This window comes from Paenibacillus sp. FW126-R14 (assembly GCF_058789495.1).
Genome location: NZ_JBYTBS010000079.1, coordinates 1 through 22,028, shown reverse-complemented (window position 1 = coordinate 22,028; position 22,028 = coordinate 1). Strand labels below are relative to the sequence as shown.

Here is a 22,028-nt window from a genome sequence, read left to right as displayed (position 1 = left end):
CTCCCCCGGAAATCACCCCCTCTGCCATTCAATCCTCACCCGTACCCGCAGACCGTCCAAGCCCAAAATGAGCGTCATATTAGAAAGCCTTTCGCATATATTGTTGTAGGCTAGTAATTTTATGCAACTAACGGTGAAAGCGATTTCCACACGTCATTTAAGTGACAAAATTCACAATGATGACAAGTATTGCCGCCGTTTTGTCAAACGATGCAACAAAAAGTTCCCCGAAGAAACAGGAGGGTGCAGAGATGCTGCATATCGTAGTGTGTATCAAGCAGGTACCTGACTCGAGAGAAATTCGCATTGACCCGAAAAATAACACGTTAATTCGTCAAGGCGTCCCCAGCATTGTGAATTTTTACGATATGCACGGGCTGGAAGAGGCGCTGCGGATTAAGGATGAAACCGGGGCAAGGGTGACAGTCGTCACCATGGGACCGCCCCCCGCAGAAAAGGGGCTGAAGGAATGCATTTCGCTCGGCGCGGACGATGCGGTGCTCGTGACGGACCGCGGTTTTGCCGGAGCGGACACGCTGGCTACCTCGTACGTGGTGGCACGGACGATCCGTAAAATCGCGGAGACGTGGGGGCCGGTCGATATTGTTTTTTGCGGCAAACAAACGCTGGACGGCGACACGGGACAAGTAGGTCCCGGGGTTGCTTGCCGATTGGATTTGGAACAGCTCACTTATGTAAACAAAGTGGTTCAAGTCGATGAAGAGAAGCGCAAAGTGCGCGTGCACCGGCTTTTGGAGGATGGCATCGAAGTAGTAGAGACAAGCATGCCGGTGCTGATCACGGCGCTGAAGGAACTGAACAAGGTCAGACGGGCGTCACTGCCTGGTATGATTCGAGCGGCTCGCTACAAGCCGACGGTGTGGACAACGGCGGACTTCCCTGACTTGGAGCGGGCGAAAATCGGGCTCAAAGGCTCACCGACCATCGTCGCCAAAACATGGGTGCCTGAAGTGAAAGCGGTCAAAACCCAAATGATTGCGTACGATTCGCCGGAAGCCGCCGCGGCTCAACTGGCTGACAAGCTGATGACGAAAGACATGCAAACGCTGCTTGACTGGTCCTAGCAAGAGTCCTAGCAAGAGTCCTAGCAAGGACTTTGGAGGCACTTGCGAAGGTGCGCAAGCGGCAAGCGGAGCAGACAGAGAAGAATCACGTAACGAATGGAGGAAGTTACTATGGCTAGTGAACAAACTGCGGAGCAGGAAGCGGCAATGCCCGATTGGTCCGCATATCGGGGCGTATTAATCGTCGTTGAGCAGCGGGACGGCACCGCGAAGAAGGTATCCTGGCAGCTGCTGGGCGAAGGCAGGAAGCTGGCGGCGAAGCTGGACGCGCCGCTCATGGCGCTCGTGATCGGCGAGGATGTAGCGCACCTCGCCGAAGAAGCCGTACACTACGGCGCGGACCGGGTGTATCTCTGCGAAGCGCCGGAGCTTCGCACCTATCGAACCCGGCCCTACAGCCGGGTGTGCTTGAAGCTGATCGAGGAAGCGAAGCCCGAGATCGTGCTGTTCGGCGCGACAGCCACGGGCCGCGACCTGGCAGGCGCCATCGCTACGCACCTGCCGACGGGGCTGACGGCCGACACGACGCAGCTCGACGTGGAGCCGCCTCCGTCGCGGCTGCTGCTGGCCAGCCGGCCGGCTTTTTCCGAGAAGATGATGGCCACCATCCTCTGCAAGCAGTACCGGCCGCAAATGGCGACAGCGCGCGCCGGTGTGTTTCAGGCGCTGCCGAAGGACACGGCGCGCCAAGGCGAAATCGTGCCCATCGAAGCAGCGATGCGGGAAGAAGAGATCGCCGCGCAGGTGCTCGACTTCCTGCACGAAACCGGTAAGCTCAATCTCGAGGATGCCGAGATTATCGTGGCCGGGGGCCGCGGACTCGGCGGCCCTGAGCCTTTCGCACTGCTCGCCGAGCTGGCGGAGGCGCTTGGCGGCGTCGTCGGCGCATCCCGCGCGGCGGTCGACGCGGGCTGGATCGGGCATGAGCACCAAGTCGGCCAGACGGGTGCGACCGTGCGACCGAAGCTGTACTTCGCTATCGGCATCTCCGGGGCTGTGCAGCATACCGTCGGGATGAGCAATGCGGACGTTGTCGTCGCGATTAACAAAGACGAGAAAGCGCCTATTTTTCAATTTGCCCATTACGGCATGATAGGAGATTTGTTTAAGCTGGTTCCCGCGATTACCCAAGAGGTAAAAAAACGCCGAACCTTGTTAGGCAAGCAAGCAGCGGAAGTCTCCGCTTCGGTACCAACGCTGGAAAGGAGTGAGGCCAAATGAATGAAAAATTCGATGCGATCGTCGTTGGCGGAGGTCCGGCCGGTGCGGCAGCGGCATTAACGATGGCGCAAGCCGGATTATCCGTTGTGCTCCTGGAACGGGGGGAATTCCCCGGCGCCAAAAACATTTTCGGAGGAGTCCTCTACCGGAAACAAATTGAAGAGCTCGTACCCGAGTTCTGGAAAGAGAAAAACTTTCCGATGGAAAGGTACATTGTGGAGCAGCGCATTTGGATGATGGGTAAGGAGTCTATGGTGACGTTCGGGCACCGCAACGAGGCGTACAAGGAGCCTTACAACTGTTTTACCGGCTTACGGGTCAAATTTGATCAATGGTTTGCCGATAAAGCGGTTGCTGCCGGAGCGATCCCGGTGTACGAAACCGTCGCACTGGACGTCATCCGCGAAGGCGATAAAGTGGTTGGCGTGAAGACGGACCGGGATGACGGCGATTTGTATGCGGACGTTGTTGTCATAGCCGACGGCGTAAACTCTTTGCTCGGAAAAGCCATGGGTATTCATAAAGAATGGACGCCGGACCAAGTGTCGCTGGCCGTGAAAGAAGTGATCGCGCTGCCGAAGGAGAAAATCGAGGACCGTTTCGGGCTTGAAGGCGACGAAGGGGTAACGATCGAGTTCATGGGCGAAACGTCGCTCGGCATGGCGGGCATGGGCTTTTTGTATACGAATAAAGAGACCATTTCTTTAGGCGTCGGCGTGATGGTGAACCATTTGCGCGATAAAAAGGTGAAGCCCTATGCGGTGTTGGACGCGGTGAAGCAGCATCCCATGATCCGCAAATTGATTCAGGGCGGAGAAACGAAGGAGTACTCCGGGCATTTGATTCCCGAAGGCGGCTTTCACTCTATTCCTCCTCTATCGGGAAATGGCTGGTGCGTCTGCGGGGATGCCGCGCAGCTCATCAACTTTGTCCATCGGGAAGGCACCAATTTGGCGATGACCTCCGGCCGCTTGGCTGGAGAAGCGATTGTGGAGGCCAAGGGACGTGGCGATTACTCGGCGGCTTCGCTGCAAGCCTATGACCAAAAAATACGCCAATCCTTTGTACACAAAGATTTGCAGAAGTATAAAGGCATGCACCAATTCCTCAAGGAGCAGGACCCTGAACTGCTATTTGATAAGCTGCCCAGAGCGCTTAACGAAGCTGCTTATAATATGTTCCTCGTGGACGGCATCGCCAAAGGGGATAAGCAAAAGATGGCGATGAAGCTGATCAAAAACGCCGCAGGCGGCACCGTAAACCTGATGAAGCTGGGCTATAAGGGATGGAGGGCGATGAACGGATGAGCCAAAGTGACATTTCCGATAAGCTGTTTACCATTCGTTACAAATGCGATGACAAGTCGCACCTCGTGATCAAAGACAAACAGACTTGTTTGAATTGCGTGACCAAGGATTGCAACTTCTTTTGTCCTTCCGATGTGTATGAGTGGGAAAAGAAGCTTAAGATTACGACGGTTGCCTATGAAAACTGCATCGAATGCGGCACTTGCCGGATTGCCTGCCCGTCCCACAACATCGATTGGGTCTATCCCAAAGGCGGCTATGGCATGACGTATAAATTCGGTTAAATCCCGATGAAAGCCGTGGAAAGCATCTTCTCATTTCGCTAAGTTTCCGCTATGATAAGTCTATTACATAGATAGACTGATGATGGAAGGGAGATTGCTGCGATATGCTGAAGCGACCAGAAAAAGAGGAATACGCGATTTATTATGAAGCTTATGTGAGCAAAGTGCCTGACGGGGATTACGCGGCATTTCTGCAAAATCAACTAGAGGAAATTACGGCGTTATTTGCCAAACTCGATGATGAAAAAAGCTTATACCGCTATGCGCCGGGAAAATGGAGCCTAAAGGAAGTATTGGGCCATATCACCGATACGGAGCGAGTGATGAGCTACCGAATGCTGCGGATCGCTCGCGGTGATACCACGCAGTTGCCTGGGTTTGATCAGGATGTATTTATTGCGAATACGACGTTTGACGACATGCCGATTGCGGATTTGCTGCAAGATTTCCAAGCAGTTCGGCAGTCCACGTTCACACTGCTGAAAACAATTGCGGACTCCGCTTGGACGCGTCTGGGCAATGCAAGCACGTATGACATCACCGCACGAGCGCTTGCGTATGTGATCGCGGGCCATGCTCAGCATCATCTGGCTGTTGTGCAAGAACGGTATATATAAAAAAAGTACGGCGGGGACCAAAGCCCCAGCCGTACTTTTTTTAATAAAGCGACAACGCCAGCGAATCGCGTTCGTTGAAGGAGTGCAAAATTGCTTCGCATCCAACGATTTCAATACTGATGATAGAGTCCAAGCATTTCTTGATCGTAGCTCTTCCTTTAATAACCTTCGCTTCAAGAGCGGATTTCAATAAGTTGAATTTCTTTTTATTTTTCTCATCGGAGTAGACAGGCACGGGTTTGTTATGAATCGTAATAAACATTTTCATAGTTTTTCACCATCCTAGGAATTGGATATATTTTAAGCATAAAGGAGGATTATTAATTTAACCTTAAAATAGTTTTACAATTTTGAAACAAACAGGCATTTCATAAATTTGTTTTCAACTATGTAAACTAAATCCTCGTTTTCGGTCCTATTAAACTGCTGGGTTTTTTGTTGTCTATAAATATACGAATCAGCAGGCAAAAAAGTTCCATACTCCGAGGAAATCGCATGAAAAATTTGTGAATTTCCGTTAGTTGTGCGAATCTTTTTGGCGATACAGCTTAGGCGAGATCCCGAATCGATGCTTGAAGGCACGGTGGAAATAAGGATAGCTGCCGAATCCGCAGCTTAAGGCAATTTGTTCCAAGGACATGGAGCTGTCATGCATGCGTTCTACTGCGCTCGATAACCGGACTTCCAGGGCGTATTGAATCATCGTTTTGCCAAAGCATTCTTTGAACAAATGAACGGCGCGGGATACGCTGAGTCCTACATGGTCGGCCACATCATCGACTTTGAAAGTAGCCGTCGCGTGGGCTTCGATGAATCGTTTCATGCGGGTCCCTGTAAAAGGCCGGCCTTGCAAAGAGACCGTTTCGGTTGCTGCCCGCTCCACGTAGAGGCAAAGCGCTTGCAGCAAGTAGCCGCTAAGCTCGCGGTTTTCCTCTTCCATTCTGCGTTTCTCTAGAATAAGCTGGCGCCAAAGCGAAATGAGCCGCGCATCGAGATCAATCCGTGTGCACGTTTGTTTCAGGCTGCGTTTCCACCAAGCATCGATCCATGCGCCTTTGCAAAATAAATAATAATCTCCGCTGGCAATTTTACCGCCGGGTTCATGCTCGATCCGAAGCTCGTAGGGATCTCCCGGTTTATAAAGCAGCAAATGGCCGGCTTCGATTCGAATCATTTGGCCATCCGCGAGAATTTCGCAAGTACCCTCAGTCTGCAAACGGAAAAGATAAGAATTCAGCCCGGATTTCGTACTCACATTAAACGGTTCCATATGAAAAGAATAGCCGCAGGTTAACAGCTCAGTGTCCATCACATTCACCTTTCGTAGCCAAATAAGAGATGTTTTGATTATATCGTGAATGGTCATCATAAGCCAAGTTCCGTTATACTGTTTACATAGGCTATAATCATGCATAATTTGGAATCCAAGAAAAGAGGGAATGAAATGGGACGTTTAGGAATTGCAGTTCAACTGTATACACTTCGTGATGATATGGCAAAAGACGTGGAAGGCACACTTCGTCATGTTGCCAAGCTGGGATATGAAGGCGTCGAGTTCGCGGGTTATTTTGACAAGCCTGCCGCAGAAATGAAACAGCTGCTCGATGAACTTGGCTTGAAAGCAGTCGGAAGCCATATCAGCCTGGATAGATTCCGCAATAACCTGCAAGGAGAAATTGACTACCTGCACACAATCGGTGCGAAATATGCCATCTGTCCGTATGTGGGTGCCGAAGAGCGTGAAAACGCTGAACAATGGAAAACGCTGATTGATGAATGCAATCAAATTGCGATTGAAGTCGGCAAACAAGGTTTGCAATTTTTATACCATAATCACGATTTCGAATTTCATCATCATGTGGACGGCGAGTTCGTCTTTGATGCCATGTATGCGGGGAATGACGCGATCCAAGTGGAGATGGACGTATGCTGGGTGAAATATGCCGGACAAGATCCGCTCGCTTACATTGCCAAATATGCAGGCCGTCTGCCGCTTCTTCACTTCAAGGATTTCTCGAAAGATGAGGAAGGCAAACTGGTTACGTTGGAGCTTGGATTAGGCGAAGTTCCGCTTGAGCAAGTCATCCAAGCTGCGGAGCAAGCAGGCGTAGAATGGCTTGTCGTCGAACAGGATCACTGTCAAAAACCTCCGCTTACAAGCATCGAAAACAGCTTAAACTGGGTTAAAGAGCATTATTTGAACATTCATAACTAATAACTAATAACTACCCAATCAGAGGAGTGAACTGCTAGCATGAGTAAAATTAAAGTGGCCGTCGTTGGTTGCGGCTCCATTTCCAAACATCGACATATCCCGGAATACGCACTCAATCCAAATGTTGAGCTTGTTGCTTTCGTAGATCCGATTATCGAGAGAGCAGAGCACTATGCCCAGCTTCATGGCGGCAAAGCGTACAGCAGCTACGAGGAAATGTTGAAAGAAGAAAAAGTAGACGCCGTAAGCGTTTGTACGCCTAACTATCTTCACGCGGAAGTATCCATTGCTGCAGCAAACGCTGGCGCGCATGTCCTTGTGGAGAAGCCGATGGCTGCTTCAGCGGAAGAAGCCGATGCGATGATCGAGGCTGCTCAGAAAAACGGCGTATTCCTGATGGTTGGTCACAACCAACGCCTCATGCCGCCGCACGTGAAAGCCAAAGAAATTTTGGAGTCCGGCAAATTGGGGAAAGTTCTGACATTCCGCACTTCCTTCGGTCATCCAGGACCGGAAGGCTGGAGCGTGGACGGCCGCGAGAGCTGGTTCTTCCGCAAGGAAGAAGCGATTATGGGCGCGATGGGCGACCTTGGCGTACACAAATCGGATTTGATCCGCTACCTGCTGGATGATGAGGTTGCCCAAGTGGCGGCATTCGTAGGCACCCTGCATAAAGAAGGCACGGATGTGGATGATAACTCGACTTGCTTGCTGCGCATGAAAAGCGGGGCTACAGGCTCGCTCGTTGCAAGCTGGACGTATTACAAAGGCCAAGACAACTCCACGGTTCTCTGGTGTGAGAACGGCGTAATCAAAATCGATACAGACCCGAACGATCAAGTCATTGTAGAGCTTCGCAACGGCACGGTCGAGCGTTATAAAGTCGGCCAAGTCGCGACAAACGAGAAGCAAACGGTTAGCGGCGTTATCGACGAGTTCGTGTCTTGCATTGCGAGCGGCACGAAGCCGCGTATTTCCGGCGAAGAAGGCAAGCGCTCCCTGGAAGTGATCCTGGCTGCGTTCGAGTCCGAAGCAACCGGTAAAATCATTACGCTCTAATCGTTTATAAGATAAAAAAAAGGGCAGTTCCCCAAGTAGATTTATCTACGAAAGGAGCTGCCCTTTTTATCTAATCTATTATCTTCCGCCGATCTCAATCGGCAGTGTGTTCGATTTGCCTACGATCGTTTCCTTAGAATCCCTCACATTCACTTGAATGTCCCAAATGCCGGCTTTCAGCAAATTGCCTTCGACTTTAGCCGTTACCGTATGCTCATCCTGCCATGTCGTAGGAACGGCTTTCCCGTTCAGCGTCACACAGCCCAAAGGCGGCAGATTGTTGCCATGTACGGTTAGCGTTACGCTAGTGCGTCCGGAAATATCTTGCGAATCCGTCTCGATTTGCGTAAGAAGAATGGGGCCGAAACCGAGCATATACTTCGAATTGATAATAGGTGTCGTGTAATCTTTATAAGCATGCCGGTCGCCGAATAGGATATCGTATTGCAATGTTTCATAGTCTTTCAGATCCTGCTCGTTGATGTTCATGGATGAAAAATAGTCTTTCGGCGGAATGACAGGAACCTTTTTTGCAAGCTGAGTCAAATAATCCGTATAATAGCTGCCTTGCTGTTTCGATAATTCAATCAGATAAGGGCCTAAGAAAGATGGACTGATATTTAATTTATCCTTGCGTTCCGTATCGAAATTATTCCAGATGACAAGCGGGACGCTGTACATTTTTTTCAAGAAATCAGGGTCGTCTTTGCCGCTGATATATTTGGTGTCGATATAGGTGGCGTAGTCATCGCCAAGCGCCGGCAAGTGATCGCCCCAGAAAGCGATAATGGTGGGCTCGCCTTTTTTCTCATAGTGTTCCACGAGCGTTTTCAACAAATTATCGGAAGCATGGATGCCTTGGGCAAGCGTTTCTAGCATACCTTGAGAAGAGGGAGATATATCCCCTTTGACATCGAAATCATTTTTCGGGAACTTGCCCGGGTAGAAATGGAAATGATTTTCCATCGTATTCGCGAAAACAAAGTCGGGTCCGTCGCTGAGATCCGTCGCATGAATAATATTGGCAGCAACTTCGCTGTCCGCGATGTACGGGCCAGAATAGTTAGGCTTAAAATATTCAATCGGAATATACTTAGAGAAACCGAAGTCTTTATATACTTTATTACTGTTAAAATACCAATTATAAAAAGGGCTGATGGCGGTTGATGTATAGCCTTGTCTGGCATAAATGCTGGCTAGCGAATCCACTTCATGTGAAATAAATTGATTGTACGCAATCGATCCTTGCGGCAGAAAGCGCATCGAATTTCCTGTCAGAACCTCAAACTCCACGTTAGCCGTTCCTCCGCCGTACTGCGGCGAAAGCATCGTCCCGCTGGTCCCGGTCTGCTGTAATTTATGAAAGAACGGAATCGGATCTTTGCTGAATTCTACGCCTTTAATGACGGTTGGGTCCCAGAAAGCTTCACTCAATACGACAATCACATTCGGTTTTATTTTATCGCCGGCTTTAACCGGCTTAGGCGTTTGACTGACGATCGCTTCGACAGCTTTGTCATCATAACCTTCACGCTTGTCGCTGAACATGGATTTCGTATTCAGAAACGTTGCAAGCGCGTAACCGTTCTTTTGCGTATTTTCAACCTGATTCCAGACCGAAGCTTGAATGCCGAACCACTTTTGCACCGGCAAGGGCAGATCGGTATAAACCGCCGTCAGCATCACAAGCGCAATAATGGCAAGAACTCCGCGCTCTTTTAAGGCCGCTTTTTTCGCAAATAAGGAGGTGCGGTAGAGCAAGTAATAGCTGGAAGCCAGGAAAAGTACGAGCGCAAACAAAATTTTGAAGGAAAAAATGTTCTTGATATATTGCACCATATCGGACGCTTCGCCGGCGATCACGATGTCCCATGGCGTTAAAGGGACGCCTAATATTTTGAGCTTGATCCCGCTGATAAGCCCCATGATCAGAAGCATCGCGGAAAGAATCCAATAAGCCGCTCGGGTACGGCCAATGATGGCGATGAACAGCAGAAGCAGGCTCAGCACGATCCATTCGTTAAAAAGAAGTTCGACCACATGCTTGAAACTCCACGTAATCATTTCAACATAGTGCCCACGGCTTAGTATCTCCATAATCACCACAGGAATTAAAGCAAGTAAAACGAATGGCAGCCAGTGCCGGGACAGCCGCAATAAACGGTCGGTGTTTAGTTTCATATTTTCTCCTATGGAATTGTAGATGAATTGTAAATGACATCTGACATTATACCATGGGAAACGACAATATTCGATGGGGGTTTATCTAATTATTTTATGGCATTTTGACGAGCAGATGATGCGTGTCGCAGGCAGGAAAAAGCTTTCTTTATCGAGAAAATGATGAATAGAAAAACGACGGAGGGGATGAGCAATGACAAGAGAACAGATTCAATTACAGAAGAGAGCGTCATTCAGAGCGCAGCATCGGAGAATGACCAAGAGCAGCTTGCTGCGGCGCGGCGTATTTTTATTTATCGGAGCCGCCTTAATGGCAGTCGGACTTGATATTTTCCTAGTTCCCAACAAGATTATTGACGGGGGAATCACCGGTATTTCCATTATCTTTTCGTATTTGACCCACATTCCCGTGGGGATATTTTTGACCTTATTAAATCTGCCATTCCTCTTTATCGGTTATAAAATGATCGGTAAAACGTTTGCGCTATCGACTTTATTTGCGATTCTTGTGATGTCGGCAGGCACGGCGCTGCTTCACCCGGTTCATGAGCTGACAAACGATCCTTTGCTAGCCGCTGTGTTCGGGGGCATTATCCTCGGCATTGGCGTAGGGATGGTCATCCGATTCGGGGGATCGCTGGACGGAACCGAGATTATTGCCATTCTGGTTTCCAAAAAAATACCGTTCTCCGTTGGGGAAGTCGTCATGTTTTTCAACGTCTTCATTCTCGGCAGCGCCGGCTTTGTATACAGCTGGGATCGTGCGATGTACTCGTTAATTGCTTATTTTATTGCTTATAAAATGATTGATGTGACGATCGAGGGCTTTGACGAGTCCAAATCCGTCTGGATCATAAGCGACCAGTTCAGAGAGATCGGAGAGGCGATTCTGGACCGGCTGGGGCGCGGTGCAACGTATTTGGAAGGGGAAGGCGGTTTCTCCGGAGATAACAAGAAGGTCATCTTCTGTGTGATCACGCGGCTGGAGGAAGCCAAACTGAAATCTATCGTTGACGAATTGGATCCAGCGGCATTCCTCGCAGTCGGCAATATTCATGACGTTAAAGGCGGAAGGTTTAAAAAGAAAAACATTCACTGATCTTTTTCACGTTCAAACAGCCCCAAGTTTCTGATTTTTTGGGCAGCATCCTTGCTGCTTGGGCTCCCGAGTTTTTTCAAAATATGGCCTACATGGATTTTGACCGTCCGCAGTGAAATGAAAAAGCGGTTGGCAATTTCCGTTTGCGTGTGGCCCTGATCGATCATTTCCAACACCTGAAGCTCTGTCGGCGTAATCAAATCACGGACTTCCTTGACCTTGAATTGGTGCTCCAGCCGCTTAAGCCTGCGAAATTCTTCTCTCATCTGTTCGGCTACAGCCGCATTGATGGATGCTTTCCGGGCATGAACGGCGCGAATAATGGCCGGCAGCTCTTCGAAGCGGGATTTGATTTGATAGTCGATGGCCCCGGCTTGAAACGAACGGAAAATAAAGTCCTTCTCTTCCATGGAAGTCAGCATAATGACTTTCACTCCCCAAGCGATAAGCGCTTGTTCGGCAAGTCCAATCCCTGCCGGTTCATCTTGCAGCATGATATCCATCAGTACAACGTCAACACCCGGTTCAGGCGCCATAAACAGTTCTCTAGCCTCTTCCGCGGTAGATACCGTATGAATGACCGACAGATCAGGCTGGCGGTTCAAATAGGCTTGCAGGCCGCGCAGCCAGTCAAGGTCATCTTCAACAATTAATATACGAATAGGTTCCAACACGGACCCTCCTTAAGTTAGTATTCGGCTGCCGGGAAAAGTAAGGAATACGGAGGTGCCTTTCCCCGGTGAGCTGCTAAGCTCCAACGTTCCCCCATGCTTCTTCATGACGCTGTAGCAATAGGCGAGACCGAGGCCGAAATTGTTGTGACTGCCGCTTTTTGTCGTGAAAAACGGTTCCAGCACTTGCTTCAGAACGTCCTTCTCCATGCCTGAACCGCTATCTTTTATTTCCAGGACAATCTGTTTCTTCGTCTGCATAGTTCGGATGCTAAGCTCACCGCCTTGCGGCATCGCTTCGGTCGCGTTCATCACTATATTCGTCAATGTTTCCGCCAGTTGTAGGCGGTCTATCTGGAGCGTCAGATTCTCTGCTATGTTCGACCGGACAACGACTTTGGCTAAATAAGGATCAAGCGTAAGTAGCACTTCCTCCAGCAGATCTCCCAGATGCACAGATGAAACCCGCAAGGGTAGTTCCTGTGTTTGTTCATGAACGCGAGTTATCATATCCCGGATGTGCGAGGACGCCCCCATAACAACTTCAATGTCCTTCATGAGCTCCATCTGATTCGTTTCCTCGGCATGCTGCTTCATTTTTTCGAGAAACAATCGCATTTTGCCGACATCGTTTTTGATCGCATGGTTCAATATCGCTGTTCCTGAGGTGATGGCTCTGAGCGTGGAGTCAAGTTTGCGGCGCTCGATCAGAAGCCTCATGCCAAGGAAGCCGTATTTGAAAAAGGTAAACACGAAAAAAGGCACGACAAAAGCAAGAATCCACACATGATACACCCACATCCGGTAAAAGCCGAAGCTAGGCATGACGTAATTCAGCACGCCGACGCAGAGAATAGGCGGAAGCAGCGCGAGACAGGTAAACAAGTGCGTTCGTCTCATGGCGGGCAGCCGATCCGTTTTCATGACGATTAATACGGCGCCAATGAAAATGTAAGGAACGGCCCACAAGGCGACAATCGGAAAGGTGATCGGCATTTCCTCGGTATACTCGGGTGTAAACAGGAGGCAGGCAACCGGCGGAATCAGCAATCCGATGGGCAGCCAAGTTCGAATGGCCGGTTTTGGCCAAGCTCCGTTATATTTCAAAGAAAGCATAGCGAAAGAATAAGGCAAGCCATAATAAGAAATAAGAGAACATAACCCCATGAAGCGATAAAGCATGAGGGAGATAGCAGGGTTAGGAACCGTTTGCTGGATATACGGGATGAACGTCTCCGATAATACGGCAGCAAGGGCGCCGAAGCCTCCCGTGAAAGCAATTGCGCTCATCCAGCGCATCGTGCTTGACCGGGGGTCAATCATGACAAGCCCGATCGCAATAATCCAAAGGGCAAACAACACGAAAAGCATAAGTCCTCCGTCGAATGAATCCGATATTTCCTCTATTGTGGCATGGAGCCAACATTTGCACAAGAGTTCCTTTGCAGGCGAAGCGGCAGGAGATAGGGCCTTCTTCTCGAATAAATGGGAGAAGGGAGTGAAGCCTCATTGACGTAAAGAAGCGAATAACCTCAGCCATTCTATCCATGCTAACCATTTTGGGCAAAGTCGTATTGTCCCTTGTTTTCATTGTCGTCATCACGGTCATACTATCGATTGCAGCGGCGGTTATTGCGATTTTGAAGCGCCCGGAGCTGGAACTCAGCATGGCTGCGGTAGCTGCCGATCCTTTCTTTACCAAGGCAGCATTGTGGGCGCAAATTATCGGTTTTATAAGCGGCGTGATGCTGGCTTACGGCATCTTCGAACGCCGCAAAGGATGGGCCTTGGGACTGGATATTCGCCGGTTTGGACAGCGGTTTGGCGAAGGTTTCGCCGCGGGGGCGCTTCTCATATCAGCCTCTTGTTTAGTCATTTGGCTGTTAGGGGGCATTGCCATTCAGTCAAATCCTTGGACCGCTGCCCTGGGGATCGATTTGCTTAGCGGGTTCCTGCTCTTCATCGGCGTAGCCGTGAATGAAGAATTATTCGCACGCGGCTATTTGCAGGGACTGGTGAAAGCAAGGTTTGGCAGCCCAGCTGCCGTAACCATCTCGACCCTCGTTTTCGCCTTTCTACATACGTTCAATCCGGGGATGTGGAGCTCGCCTATGCCGCTTGTGAACCTGCTTCTGGCCGGCCTGCTGTTCGGCTTGTCCCGCGAGCTTTCAAAAGGCTTGTGGATGCCGATCGGCATGCATTTGTCATGGAATTTCATGCAGGGCTGCATCTTCGGCTTTCAAGTTTCCGGCACGCCGATGCCTTCGATTTTCAAAGCCTACACGCAAGGTCAACCGCTCCTTTCCGGCGGCTCGTTTGGGGCTGAGGGCAGCTTCGTTACCACAATCGTTCTTGTGGCAGGAATACTTCTAATTATGGCCTATTATGGTCGGCTATTGAGAAAACATGCTCGCCAAGCAAGATTTGCTTGAGCGGCACGCACACGCACACAAGGAGGATACACCATTGTCACGCTATGAACTTATCCAAAGCGAATGGGACGGGGAGTCGACGCTTCGCCTCGTCGACCATGACGCCCAAGCGACGGCCGAAGTCATTCCGGCCGTCGGTCTGCACTTGTTCCGCTTCGACGTGCGGAACCATGCCTACATCGCGAAGCCGGCCAGCGCAGCTGAGCTGCGCGCCAAGTCTTCGCGCTACGGCGTGCCCATTCTGTTCCCGCCGGGGCGCGTCAAGCAAGCGGCCTTCACCTTCGAAGGCCGCGAATACCGGCTCCCTGTGAACCGGGAGCCGGATCACGCCCACGGCGAGCTTCGCGAGCGGCCGTGGAAGGTCGTTGCCAGCGGCGCGGATGCCGCTGGCGGGGCGTTTGTCTCCGCGGAGTTTCATCTCGCGGAGCATCCGGACATGCTGGCGTACTTTCCGCACGCCGCATGCTTTCGCTTCACGTACCGCCTGAAGGACGGTACGCTGTCGCTTCGCGGTGAAATCGCCAACCATAGCGGCCAAACGATGCCGCTATCCCTTGGCTTTCACCCGTACTTCGCTTACGCGGACGGCGAAGCCAGCCGCGTTAAGGTGTTGATTCCAGCGGCAGGGGAGTGGCCGCTGTCCGCAGACGGCTACGCCGCAGGCGAGCCTGCGCCATCGGCGCTGACCGCTGCGCTTCAGCAGGGCGCTGCGGTCTCGGCGCTGCCGCACTACCCTGGCGGCTCGCAGCTGCTCAGCGTCGAGCCCGGCCCGCAAACTTGCGAGCTGCACTATGAGGCTCGCGGAACGAAGCTCGTGTACGACATGGGAGACAAGTTTCCCATTCATGTTCTGTTCACGGCGCCGTGGACGCATGCCGTGTCACTTGAGCCGTACACGAGCATCATGAACGTGTTCAACGAGCCCTTTGCGCCTGAACTATCCGGCGCCCGCGGCTTAGCAGCAGGGGAGACATTCGCGTTTGAATGGTCGATTCATATAGAGCCATTAGAATAATAAAGGAAAAAGAGTCAAGTGCAGGCTGAGAAAGCCGCTTGACTCTTTTTTTTATTTTACCAAGTTATTGTTTCACCAAGGCTCATAACCAAAACCAACCGTAGAATACCCGGAATACGTATGCTGATGCAGTTCTTCAATCAGCCCTTCCTTTTCTGCAGAGATCACAAGCGCCTTGGCTCTTGACGTGTTAAAGGCGTTTTGTTCGACGGTGCCTTCCAGAAAATGAACATGACGTCCATTCTCAAGCGCGATGGCCGGGCCTGTCGTCCCATAATAATTATGATAGTGCCCGTATTTTATGCCAGTGATGCCTGAGTACTGATGAACGTGGCAATCGTAGGCAGTCCCGTTCGCGCTAAACGTATACAGACGCAGTAGGTGATTATGGTCTAGATCTTTGGACGACATCGTTTTGAAAAAATGAACGTGAGCAGGAGGAACCCGGTAAAGCATAGCTCAAAAACCCCCTTGGCTGCAGGATATGGTTCATCCTATTCCAAGAGGGCCGGGGTCATGACTGTGGAAGCGGGTAGAGAGCGGATTGACCGATTTTCATCTTTTTATCGTCATACACGCGGACTTCAACCTCATGAGACTTGCCGTTTTCAAGCACGGGATTCTCCTTATCCGACAAATCGACAAACAGCGTGTCTTCGCCGTTAAAGTTAGATTTAAACAGCTTGTCATCTATGTAGACATTACAGGACGAATAAAAAGGCTTGCCTACGACTTGAAGCTTATTATCATTTCGAATCACCTTGCTAATGACCGGATCTCCATAACCTAATACATATCCGGGCTGCACAATCGTATCCTTAAAGCCTTTGGCTTCGTACCCGTACCTTCCTCCGAATAAATTATCGTACTGAAGCTTCATATAGTCCGAAAGATCGCTTTCGTGGATGTTATACTTCTCCCACATGTCATTAGGCGGAATAACCGGAATTTTTTGCGACAGTTCATAGAGATAATCCGTGTAGTAACTGCCTTTAACGCCTGCCATGTGCAGGAGCTTAGGCCCTAAGAACGAAGGACTCATCTTGAGATTCAACTGCTCTTGATCGGCCGGCAAAAAATTGTTCCATATTAGGAAAGGCGTATAATGGGTTTTTGTATATAAATCCGGATCGTTAGGAAGTACATACTTGGCGTCGCGATATACTTTGTAATCCTCCTCAAAAAACGGAAAATGATCGCCAAAAAACAATAGAATCGTTGGTTCAGATTTTTTGGAGTAATAGTCCACCAATGATTGAAGAGCTTTATCGGTTCCCGAAATGCCCTGAGCGTACGTCTCCAGAATGCCCTTGGACTCAGAAGTAATATCCCCTGTCACTTCAATCGTGTTTTTACTGAACTTCCCGGGTTTAAAAGGATGATGGTTTTCCATCGTATTTGCGAAAATAAAATCAGGTCCAGGGCTCTTTTCCGTTTCCTCGATAATCTTCTTGACAACGGCACGATCCGCATAATTCGGCCCTTCAAAATCATTCGGGAAATACTCGCTGGAAATAAAACGCGAGAACCCAAAATGTTTATATACTTTCCGGCTGTCGAAAAAATAGCTGAAAAAAGGGTTAATCGAAGTTGCCGTGTAGCCTTGCCTTGTCATAATGCTGGCCAACGAGTCGACGCCATGGTTCATATATTCGATATATGGCAGTATTTTATCGGGTGATTTACCGAAGAAACGCATCGAATTTCCCGACAAAACTTCAAACTCTACATTTGCAGTACTGCCGCCGAATTGCGGAGACAGCATCCAACCGCTCGTGTAAGTCTTTTGAAGCCGGTGCAGATTGGGGATCGGATCTTCGCTGAACGTAATATTTTTCATAAGCGTAGGATCCCAGAAAGACTCTCCGAGCATGACGATGATATTTGGTTTTTTATCGCTTGCCGCCGGTTTATCCGGAATTTTAGCTAAAATGGAAGCTACCGCTTTTTTGCTGTAACCGTCAGGTTTGGACACATTCAGGAATCCGAGCATCTGCACGGAGGAATAGAGATACCCATTTTCGTCGTAGGTAATCGTTTGATCCCAAGGCACTGTGTAAATGCCGTAAAGATTCATAAATGGAATAGGCTTATCCATATATAGGCTTGTGGCCATTACGATGGCGATGACAGCATAAATACTCCGTTCCATCCAGGTAAAATGAATACGCTTGCGACGAAGCGCCAGATGGAACAAGAGGGCGATCAATACGAGAAATAGCACGACAATTCCAAGTATCCGGAGGTTTAAATACCCTTTCAAGAATGCCCTGTACTCCACAATTTGATTGTTAAAATAAAGATCCCAGGGATAGTAGGGGGCTCCGATCGCTTTTAATTTGCTGCCGCTAATCGCTCCGAGCGGTAAAAGTGCTACGCATAGCAGCCAAAAGGACAATCGGCTTTTTCCGGTTAATGCGATTAGAAAGACATACAAGGTTCCTACGACAAAGTAGGCAAGAACCATGGAGAGCGGGTGGTTCGTCACCCATTTATGAAGCTCATCATAAGACCCTCGTTCCAAATATTCGACCATGGCCATCAGGAAAAAAGGCAAAACAAGAATCATGATACGGGAAGGCAGATGTTTAAGCCATTGAAGAAGTGTCGTCATTTGTGTAACTCCTGTTCGTTTTGTACAAGTCCATTCGTCCATTATCTTATATCCGGGAAAAAGAAGGAAGATATCCCTTGAAATTAATTCATCTGTCTGAACCGGTCAGGCGTAAGTCCGACATGTTTGCGAAAGCTGGCAACAAAATGACTGACATCACGGAAGCCAACTCGTTCGGCCACTTCCTTAACGGTTTTAGCTGGGGGATGAAGCAGCAACTCTTTCGATTTACGCAGCCGCATGCGAATCAGATAAGAATAGGGCGACAAGCCGAACGCATGCTGAAACAACGTATTCATATGCCTGGGTGTTATGGCTAGGACGCCTGCCATTTCTCCAAGACTTATATCGGGGTTATGAAAGTTAAACTCCAGCCACTCCAATAAAGGCTGCAAATGCGCAATCTGATTGCGAATCGACGTGCGATTATTGAGCTGGCCGTACTTTTTGAGCTGGATGAAAAAGTGATACAGATCGGCGGAGGCATCATAACCGGAGTAATCAGTCCCAACATCCATATTTTCAATAATGTGTCCTAATTCGGTTTGCATCGGACCAAGAACATCCCATTTGTAAACGGCGGATTCCAATAAATCCAGCGTACTAAGGATAACTTCTACACATCCCCCGCCAAAAGTGACATATTGCGTACACCACTTTTCCGTTACCGCATAGTAAGTGTGGGGCACCCCTGGAAGCAGTAAAACACCCGCTCCTACTGGCAATCCATATTTTTTCCCATCCAGAATGAACTCACCTTCACCGGCAAACGTTTGAAGCCAATGATAACAAGGGAAGCCTTCGGGCCGTCCAAGCTTTTCCTGATCTTCATGATGTCCAATACTCTCGATAAACATTGGAAGCGGTTGCGCTGTTGACGGAGTTAATTCATACCTTTTATGCATCAACGATATTCACCTGTTCTGTTTTATTATATAGTCCCGTAAAAATATTATATTTTAAGATAAAAAATAATCCAATACAATGGAATTATTCTTATAATCACAATAACCTTTGATGAGGTGACAGCATGATCAATGAGAAACTACCCAAAATTTGGTACGGTGGGGACTACAATCCGGAACAATGGGATAAAGAAGTCATGAACGAAGATCTGCGGATGTTTAAGCTTGCGGGAATTGATGTGGCTACCGTAAACGTTTTTTCGTGGGCTCGCCTGCAACAGAGTGAAGATACATATGACTTTGCATGGCTGGATGAAATCATCGACAAGCTTTATGCGAACGGCACTTACGTTTGCCTGGCGACGAGCACAGGTGCACATCCCGCGTGGATGGCGCGTAAATATCCGGATGTGCTGCGGGTGGATTTCCAAGGGCGGAAACGTAAATTTGGCGGAAGACACAATTCCTGTCCAAACAGCCCAACCTATCGTAAATATGCTGCTCTTCTCGCAGATAAGCTTGCTGAGCGTTACAAAGATCATCCCGCCATTCTAATCTGGCATGTTTCAAATGAATATGGAGGCTATTGTTATTGCGATCAATGTGAGGATAGTTTCCGCAAATGGCTTCAAGAACGGTATACAACACTTGAAAAATTGAATAAAGCATGGAACACAAGCTTCTGGGGACATACTTTCTATGAATGGGAAGAAATCGTATCTCCGAGCGCCCTGTCGGAAGAATGGGATGGGGATAATACCAATTTTCAAGGCATTTCGCTGGATTATCGCAGATTTATGTCAGACAGCATGCTTGAATGCTATCAATTAGAATATAACGCGCTCAAAAAACATACGCCTGATCTCCCTGTCACCACAAATTTAATGGGATTATACAAAGAATTAGACTATTTCAAGTGGGCAAAATATTTGGATGTCATCTCATGGGACAACTATCCGTCCTTGGATACACCGGTCAGCCTGACGGCGATGACTCATGACCTTATGCGCGGCTTAAAACAAGGCCAACCTTTTATGCTGATGGAACAAACGCCAAGCCAGCAAAATTGGCAGCCCTATAATTCACTCAAGCGCCCTGGCGTTATGAAGCTGTGGAGCTATCAAGCCGTTGCTCGCGGCGCCGATACCGTCATGTTCTTTCAACTTCGAAGATCCGTCGGAGCTTGCGAAAAATACCACGGCGCTGTCATCGAGCACGTCGGCCATGAACATACGCGAGTATTTCGCGAGTGCGCGGAATTAGGAGCTGAACTGCATAAACTGTCAGATAAGCTGCTAGACTCTAGAGTCGTAGCGAAAGTCGCCATCGTATTTGACTGGGAAAACCGGTGGGCTGTCGAACTTTCGAGCGGGCCAACCGTCGCCCTCAAATATGTAGATGAGGTCCACAAATACTATGACGCTCTCTTTCAACAAAACATACAAGCTGATATGATTGGCGTCGATGCCGATCTATCCTCCTATGACATCGTCATTGCCCCTGTCCTTTACATGATTAAAGAGGGCTATGCAAAGCGTGTTGAAGACTTCGTTCATGCTGGAGGCACATTCCTTACCACATTTTTCAGTGGCATCGTCAATGAGAACGACATCGTCACCCTAGGCGGTTATCCAGGCGAATTACGAAAAGTGCTTGGAATCTGGGCTGAAGAAATCGATGCTTTATTCCCTGATCAGAGCAATCAAATCGTAATGAAGGAATCTTGGGGAGAGCTGGAGGGGGAATATCGTTGCGGAGTCCTGTGTGATTTAATCCACCAGGAGGGGGCTGAGATCAAAGCGGTCTACGGCAGTGATTTTTACTCAGGGATGCCTGCACTTACCGTAAACACATATGGCTCAGGCCAAGCTTGGTATGTTGCAACTAGTCCGGAGCCGTCATTCTTGCAACATTTGCTGCACAATTTGTGCCAAAACAAAGGAATCCATGCTCCGATAGCCGCTGTTCCAGGTGTAGAAATATCCATCAGAAGCAAAAATAAGGAAAATTATTTATTTCTACTAAATCACAATGAGGTTGAGGTCAACGTCGAATTAGGCGATTTCAAAGCAACAAACTTGATAACTGAGCAAACTTTAGAAAATACCGTTACACTCCAAGCAAAAGGCGTCGCTATTCTTCATATAAATTAATACACAAGCAAAAACCTCTACCGCATGAAGGATAGAGGTTTCTTTGCATATTTGGTATAATTTAACGAATAGCAGGTTCATAGGGAGGTGCAGTGTGACCGAACAACAGCAATTGTTTCTTTGCTCTGATTCAATTGGCGAAACCGCGGATGCCGTTGCCAGAGCCACCATTCGTCAATTTAACTCCGAAAAGTTGAAAATTAGGCGTTACGGTCATATCAGCCAACAAAATGAAATCGTCCAAATGCTGCAGGAAGCAGCCGCAGCCGGAGGTTTTGTCGCCTATACGCTAGTACAGCCCGAGCTGCGTGAAACAATGAAAAATGAAGCCCACCGCCTTGGCGTGCGAACTGTTGATATCATGGGTCCGATGCTGGAAGCTTTCTCGGAAACATATGGACACATACCGAAGCGCAAACCGGGCTTGCTGCACGAAATGGACGCCGATTACTTCAGAAGAGTAGAAGCAGTTGAATTTGCCGTCAAATATGACGATGGCAAAGACAACCGCGGCATGCTTCAAGCAGAAGTAGTGCTCATCGGAGTATCTCGCACTTCCAAGACACCACTAAGCATTTACCTTGCACACAAAGGTATCAAGTCCGCCAATCTTCCCATCATCCCAGAAATCCAACTGCCACCGGAACTTTTCAAAATCCCAAGCAAACGCATCATCGGCCTCACCATGGATGCCAACCAAATCCTGCAAATTCGACTTGAACGTCTCAAAGCCGTCGGCCTTCCGAATGGCTCCCAATACGCCACCTTCCGCCGCATCCAGGAAGAACTCGACTACGCCATTTCCATCATGAAACAGCTCGACTGTCCCATCATCAATGTCACCAACAAAGCAATTGAAGAAACAGCTGGACTAATCCTTGATCTCATCGCCAACAGATAAAATAGAATAACTACCCTAAAAAAACGCTGCCCTTAACACAAAAGTTCATGGCAACGTTTTTTTTAGGCCTATCCATCTAACAAACATCAATGAACACATTTCCCGTTCGCCCCTAATCTTCACAAACCTTCATCGCATTTTAGATGCCATTTTTTCAATCCGTATCAAGCTCCCGAAACTTCGCCGCGCAGCCTAACTCCCAAAGTCCCATTTCCCAACCTTGACTCCCTACGCCCCAACGGCGAACCCCGAACCTCGAACCTCGAACC

At 49.0% G+C, this 22,028-nt stretch carries 20 protein-coding genes; 12 read left to right on the top strand and 8 right to left on the bottom strand.

The features are described 5' to 3' along the window. The first annotated feature begins 251 nt into the window (after window positions 1–251). The 5 genes from AC3WRW_RS30355 to AC3WRW_RS30335 all read left to right on the top strand — a co-directional run bounded on the left by AC3WRW_RS30355 (window position 252) and on the right by AC3WRW_RS30335 (window position 4,514). Complete coding sequence (locus tag AC3WRW_RS30355; protein ID WP_492549943.1) at window positions 252–1,085, top strand: electron transfer flavoprotein subunit beta/FixA family protein; 834 nt, start codon at window positions 252–254, stop codon at window positions 1,083–1,085. 111 nt (window positions 1,086–1,196) lie between these two features. Next, entirely contained in the window at window positions 1,197–2,306 is a 1,110-nt protein-coding gene (locus AC3WRW_RS30350; protein WP_492549942.1) for an electron transfer flavoprotein subunit alpha/FixB family protein, read from the top strand. Beyond that, window positions 2,303–3,613 (top strand): FAD-dependent oxidoreductase, encoded by a 1,311-nt coding sequence (locus AC3WRW_RS30345; protein ID WP_492549941.1) that lies wholly within the window; start codon window positions 2,303–2,305, stop codon window positions 3,611–3,613. Before AC3WRW_RS30350 ends, AC3WRW_RS30345 begins: the two co-directional genes overlap by 4 nt. Then, complete coding sequence (locus AC3WRW_RS30340) at window positions 3,610–3,897, top strand: ferredoxin family protein (RefSeq protein WP_205300901.1); 288 nt, start codon at window positions 3,610–3,612, stop codon at window positions 3,895–3,897. The genes AC3WRW_RS30345 and AC3WRW_RS30340 overlap by 4 nt, the downstream gene beginning before the upstream one ends. A 104-nt stretch (window positions 3,898–4,001) precedes the next feature. Then, window positions 4,002–4,514 (top strand): DinB family protein, encoded by a 513-nt coding sequence (locus AC3WRW_RS30335; protein ID WP_492549940.1) that lies wholly within the window; start codon window positions 4,002–4,004, stop codon window positions 4,512–4,514. A 40-nt stretch (window positions 4,515–4,554) separates the two neighbouring features. On the opposite strand, the gene AC3WRW_RS30330 is transcribed toward AC3WRW_RS30335, so the two are convergent. Together AC3WRW_RS30330 and AC3WRW_RS30325 are read right to left on the bottom strand one after the other, a co-directional pair. Then, window positions 4,555–4,782 (bottom strand): 3-dehydroquinate dehydratase, encoded by a 228-nt coding sequence (locus AC3WRW_RS30330; protein ID WP_090822679.1) that lies wholly within the window; start codon window positions 4,780–4,782, stop codon window positions 4,555–4,557. 249 nt (window positions 4,783–5,031) lie between these two features. Beyond that, entirely contained in the window at window positions 5,032–5,823 is a 792-nt protein-coding gene (locus AC3WRW_RS30325) for a helix-turn-helix domain-containing protein (RefSeq protein ID WP_492549945.1), read from the bottom strand. Between the two features lie 135 nt (window positions 5,824–5,958). On the opposite strand from AC3WRW_RS30325, the gene AC3WRW_RS30320 reads away from it, so the two are divergent. Continuing rightward, window positions 5,959–6,729, top strand: a complete 771-nt coding sequence (locus tag AC3WRW_RS30320; protein ID WP_492549939.1) for a sugar phosphate isomerase/epimerase family protein — start codon at window positions 5,959–5,961, stop codon at window positions 6,727–6,729. Window positions 6,730–6,768: 39 nt separating this feature from the next. Next, window positions 6,769–7,788: a Gfo/Idh/MocA family protein gene (locus AC3WRW_RS30315; RefSeq protein WP_492549938.1), complete on the top strand. Its 1,020-nt coding sequence runs from the start codon at window positions 6,769–6,771 to the stop codon at window positions 7,786–7,788. A gap of 78 nt (window positions 7,789–7,866) precedes the next feature. On the opposite strand, the gene AC3WRW_RS30310 is transcribed toward AC3WRW_RS30315, so the two are convergent. Next, complete coding sequence (locus tag AC3WRW_RS30310; protein WP_492549937.1) at window positions 7,867–9,969, bottom strand: LTA synthase family protein; 2,103 nt, start codon at window positions 9,967–9,969, stop codon at window positions 7,867–7,869. A 253-nt stretch (window positions 9,970–10,222) separates the two neighbouring features. Between AC3WRW_RS30310 and AC3WRW_RS30305 the strand changes: the two genes are divergently transcribed. Then, window positions 10,223–11,068: a YitT family protein gene (locus tag AC3WRW_RS30305; RefSeq protein WP_492549944.1), complete on the top strand. Its 846-nt coding sequence runs from the start codon at window positions 10,223–10,225 to the stop codon at window positions 11,066–11,068. Here AC3WRW_RS30305 and AC3WRW_RS30300 read toward each other — a convergent pair. Then, entirely contained in the window at window positions 11,062–11,739 is a 678-nt protein-coding gene (locus AC3WRW_RS30300; RefSeq protein ID WP_492549936.1) for a LuxR C-terminal-related transcriptional regulator, read from the bottom strand. The two genes, AC3WRW_RS30305 and AC3WRW_RS30300, sit on opposite strands and share 7 nt — an antisense overlap. Before the next feature lie 12 nt (window positions 11,740–11,751). Next, window positions 11,752–13,110: a sensor histidine kinase gene (locus AC3WRW_RS30295; RefSeq protein WP_492549935.1), complete on the bottom strand. Its 1,359-nt coding sequence runs from the start codon at window positions 13,108–13,110 to the stop codon at window positions 11,752–11,754. A gap of 176 nt (window positions 13,111–13,286) precedes the next feature. Here AC3WRW_RS30295 and AC3WRW_RS30290 point away from each other — a divergent pair, with 176 nt between their 5' ends. Both AC3WRW_RS30290 and AC3WRW_RS30285 read left to right on the top strand, forming a co-directional pair. After that, window positions 13,287–14,171, top strand: coding sequence for a CPBP family intramembrane glutamic endopeptidase (locus tag AC3WRW_RS30290; RefSeq protein ID WP_492549934.1), 885 nt, complete (start codon window positions 13,287–13,289; stop codon window positions 14,169–14,171). Further along, window positions 14,146–15,186, top strand: coding sequence for an aldose 1-epimerase (locus AC3WRW_RS30285; protein WP_492549933.1), 1,041 nt, complete (start codon window positions 14,146–14,148; stop codon window positions 15,184–15,186). Before AC3WRW_RS30290 ends, AC3WRW_RS30285 begins: the two co-directional genes overlap by 26 nt. 72 nt (window positions 15,187–15,258) lie before the next feature. Here AC3WRW_RS30285 and AC3WRW_RS30280 read toward each other — a convergent pair whose 3' ends face one another. From AC3WRW_RS30280 to AC3WRW_RS30270, 3 genes are all read right to left on the bottom strand, one after another. Then, entirely contained in the window at window positions 15,259–15,642 is a 384-nt protein-coding gene (locus AC3WRW_RS30280) for a YmaF family protein (RefSeq protein ID WP_492549932.1), read from the bottom strand. Between the two features lie 58 nt (window positions 15,643–15,700). Further along, complete coding sequence (locus tag AC3WRW_RS30275; RefSeq protein WP_492549931.1) at window positions 15,701–17,800, bottom strand: LTA synthase family protein; 2,100 nt, start codon at window positions 17,798–17,800, stop codon at window positions 15,701–15,703. A gap of 83 nt (window positions 17,801–17,883) precedes the next feature. Beyond that, window positions 17,884–18,705, bottom strand: a complete 822-nt coding sequence (locus AC3WRW_RS30270; RefSeq protein ID WP_492549930.1) for an AraC family transcriptional regulator — start codon at window positions 18,703–18,705, stop codon at window positions 17,884–17,886. Window positions 18,706–18,830: 125 nt separating this feature from the next. Between AC3WRW_RS30270 and AC3WRW_RS30265 the strand changes: the two genes are divergently transcribed. Together AC3WRW_RS30265 and AC3WRW_RS30260 are read left to right on the top strand one after the other, a co-directional pair. Beyond that, on the top strand, window positions 18,831–20,858 hold the full coding sequence (locus tag AC3WRW_RS30265; RefSeq protein WP_492549929.1) for a beta-galactosidase: 2,028 nt from the start codon (window positions 18,831–18,833) through the stop codon (window positions 20,856–20,858). 94 nt (window positions 20,859–20,952) lie between these two features. Then, window positions 20,953–21,759 carry a pyruvate, water dikinase regulatory protein gene (locus AC3WRW_RS30260; RefSeq protein ID WP_492549928.1) on the top strand — a complete coding sequence of 269 codons (807 nt, stop codon included), beginning with the start codon at window positions 20,953–20,955 and terminating at the stop codon, window positions 21,757–21,759. The last annotated feature ends 269 nt before the right edge of the window (window positions 21,760–22,028 follow it).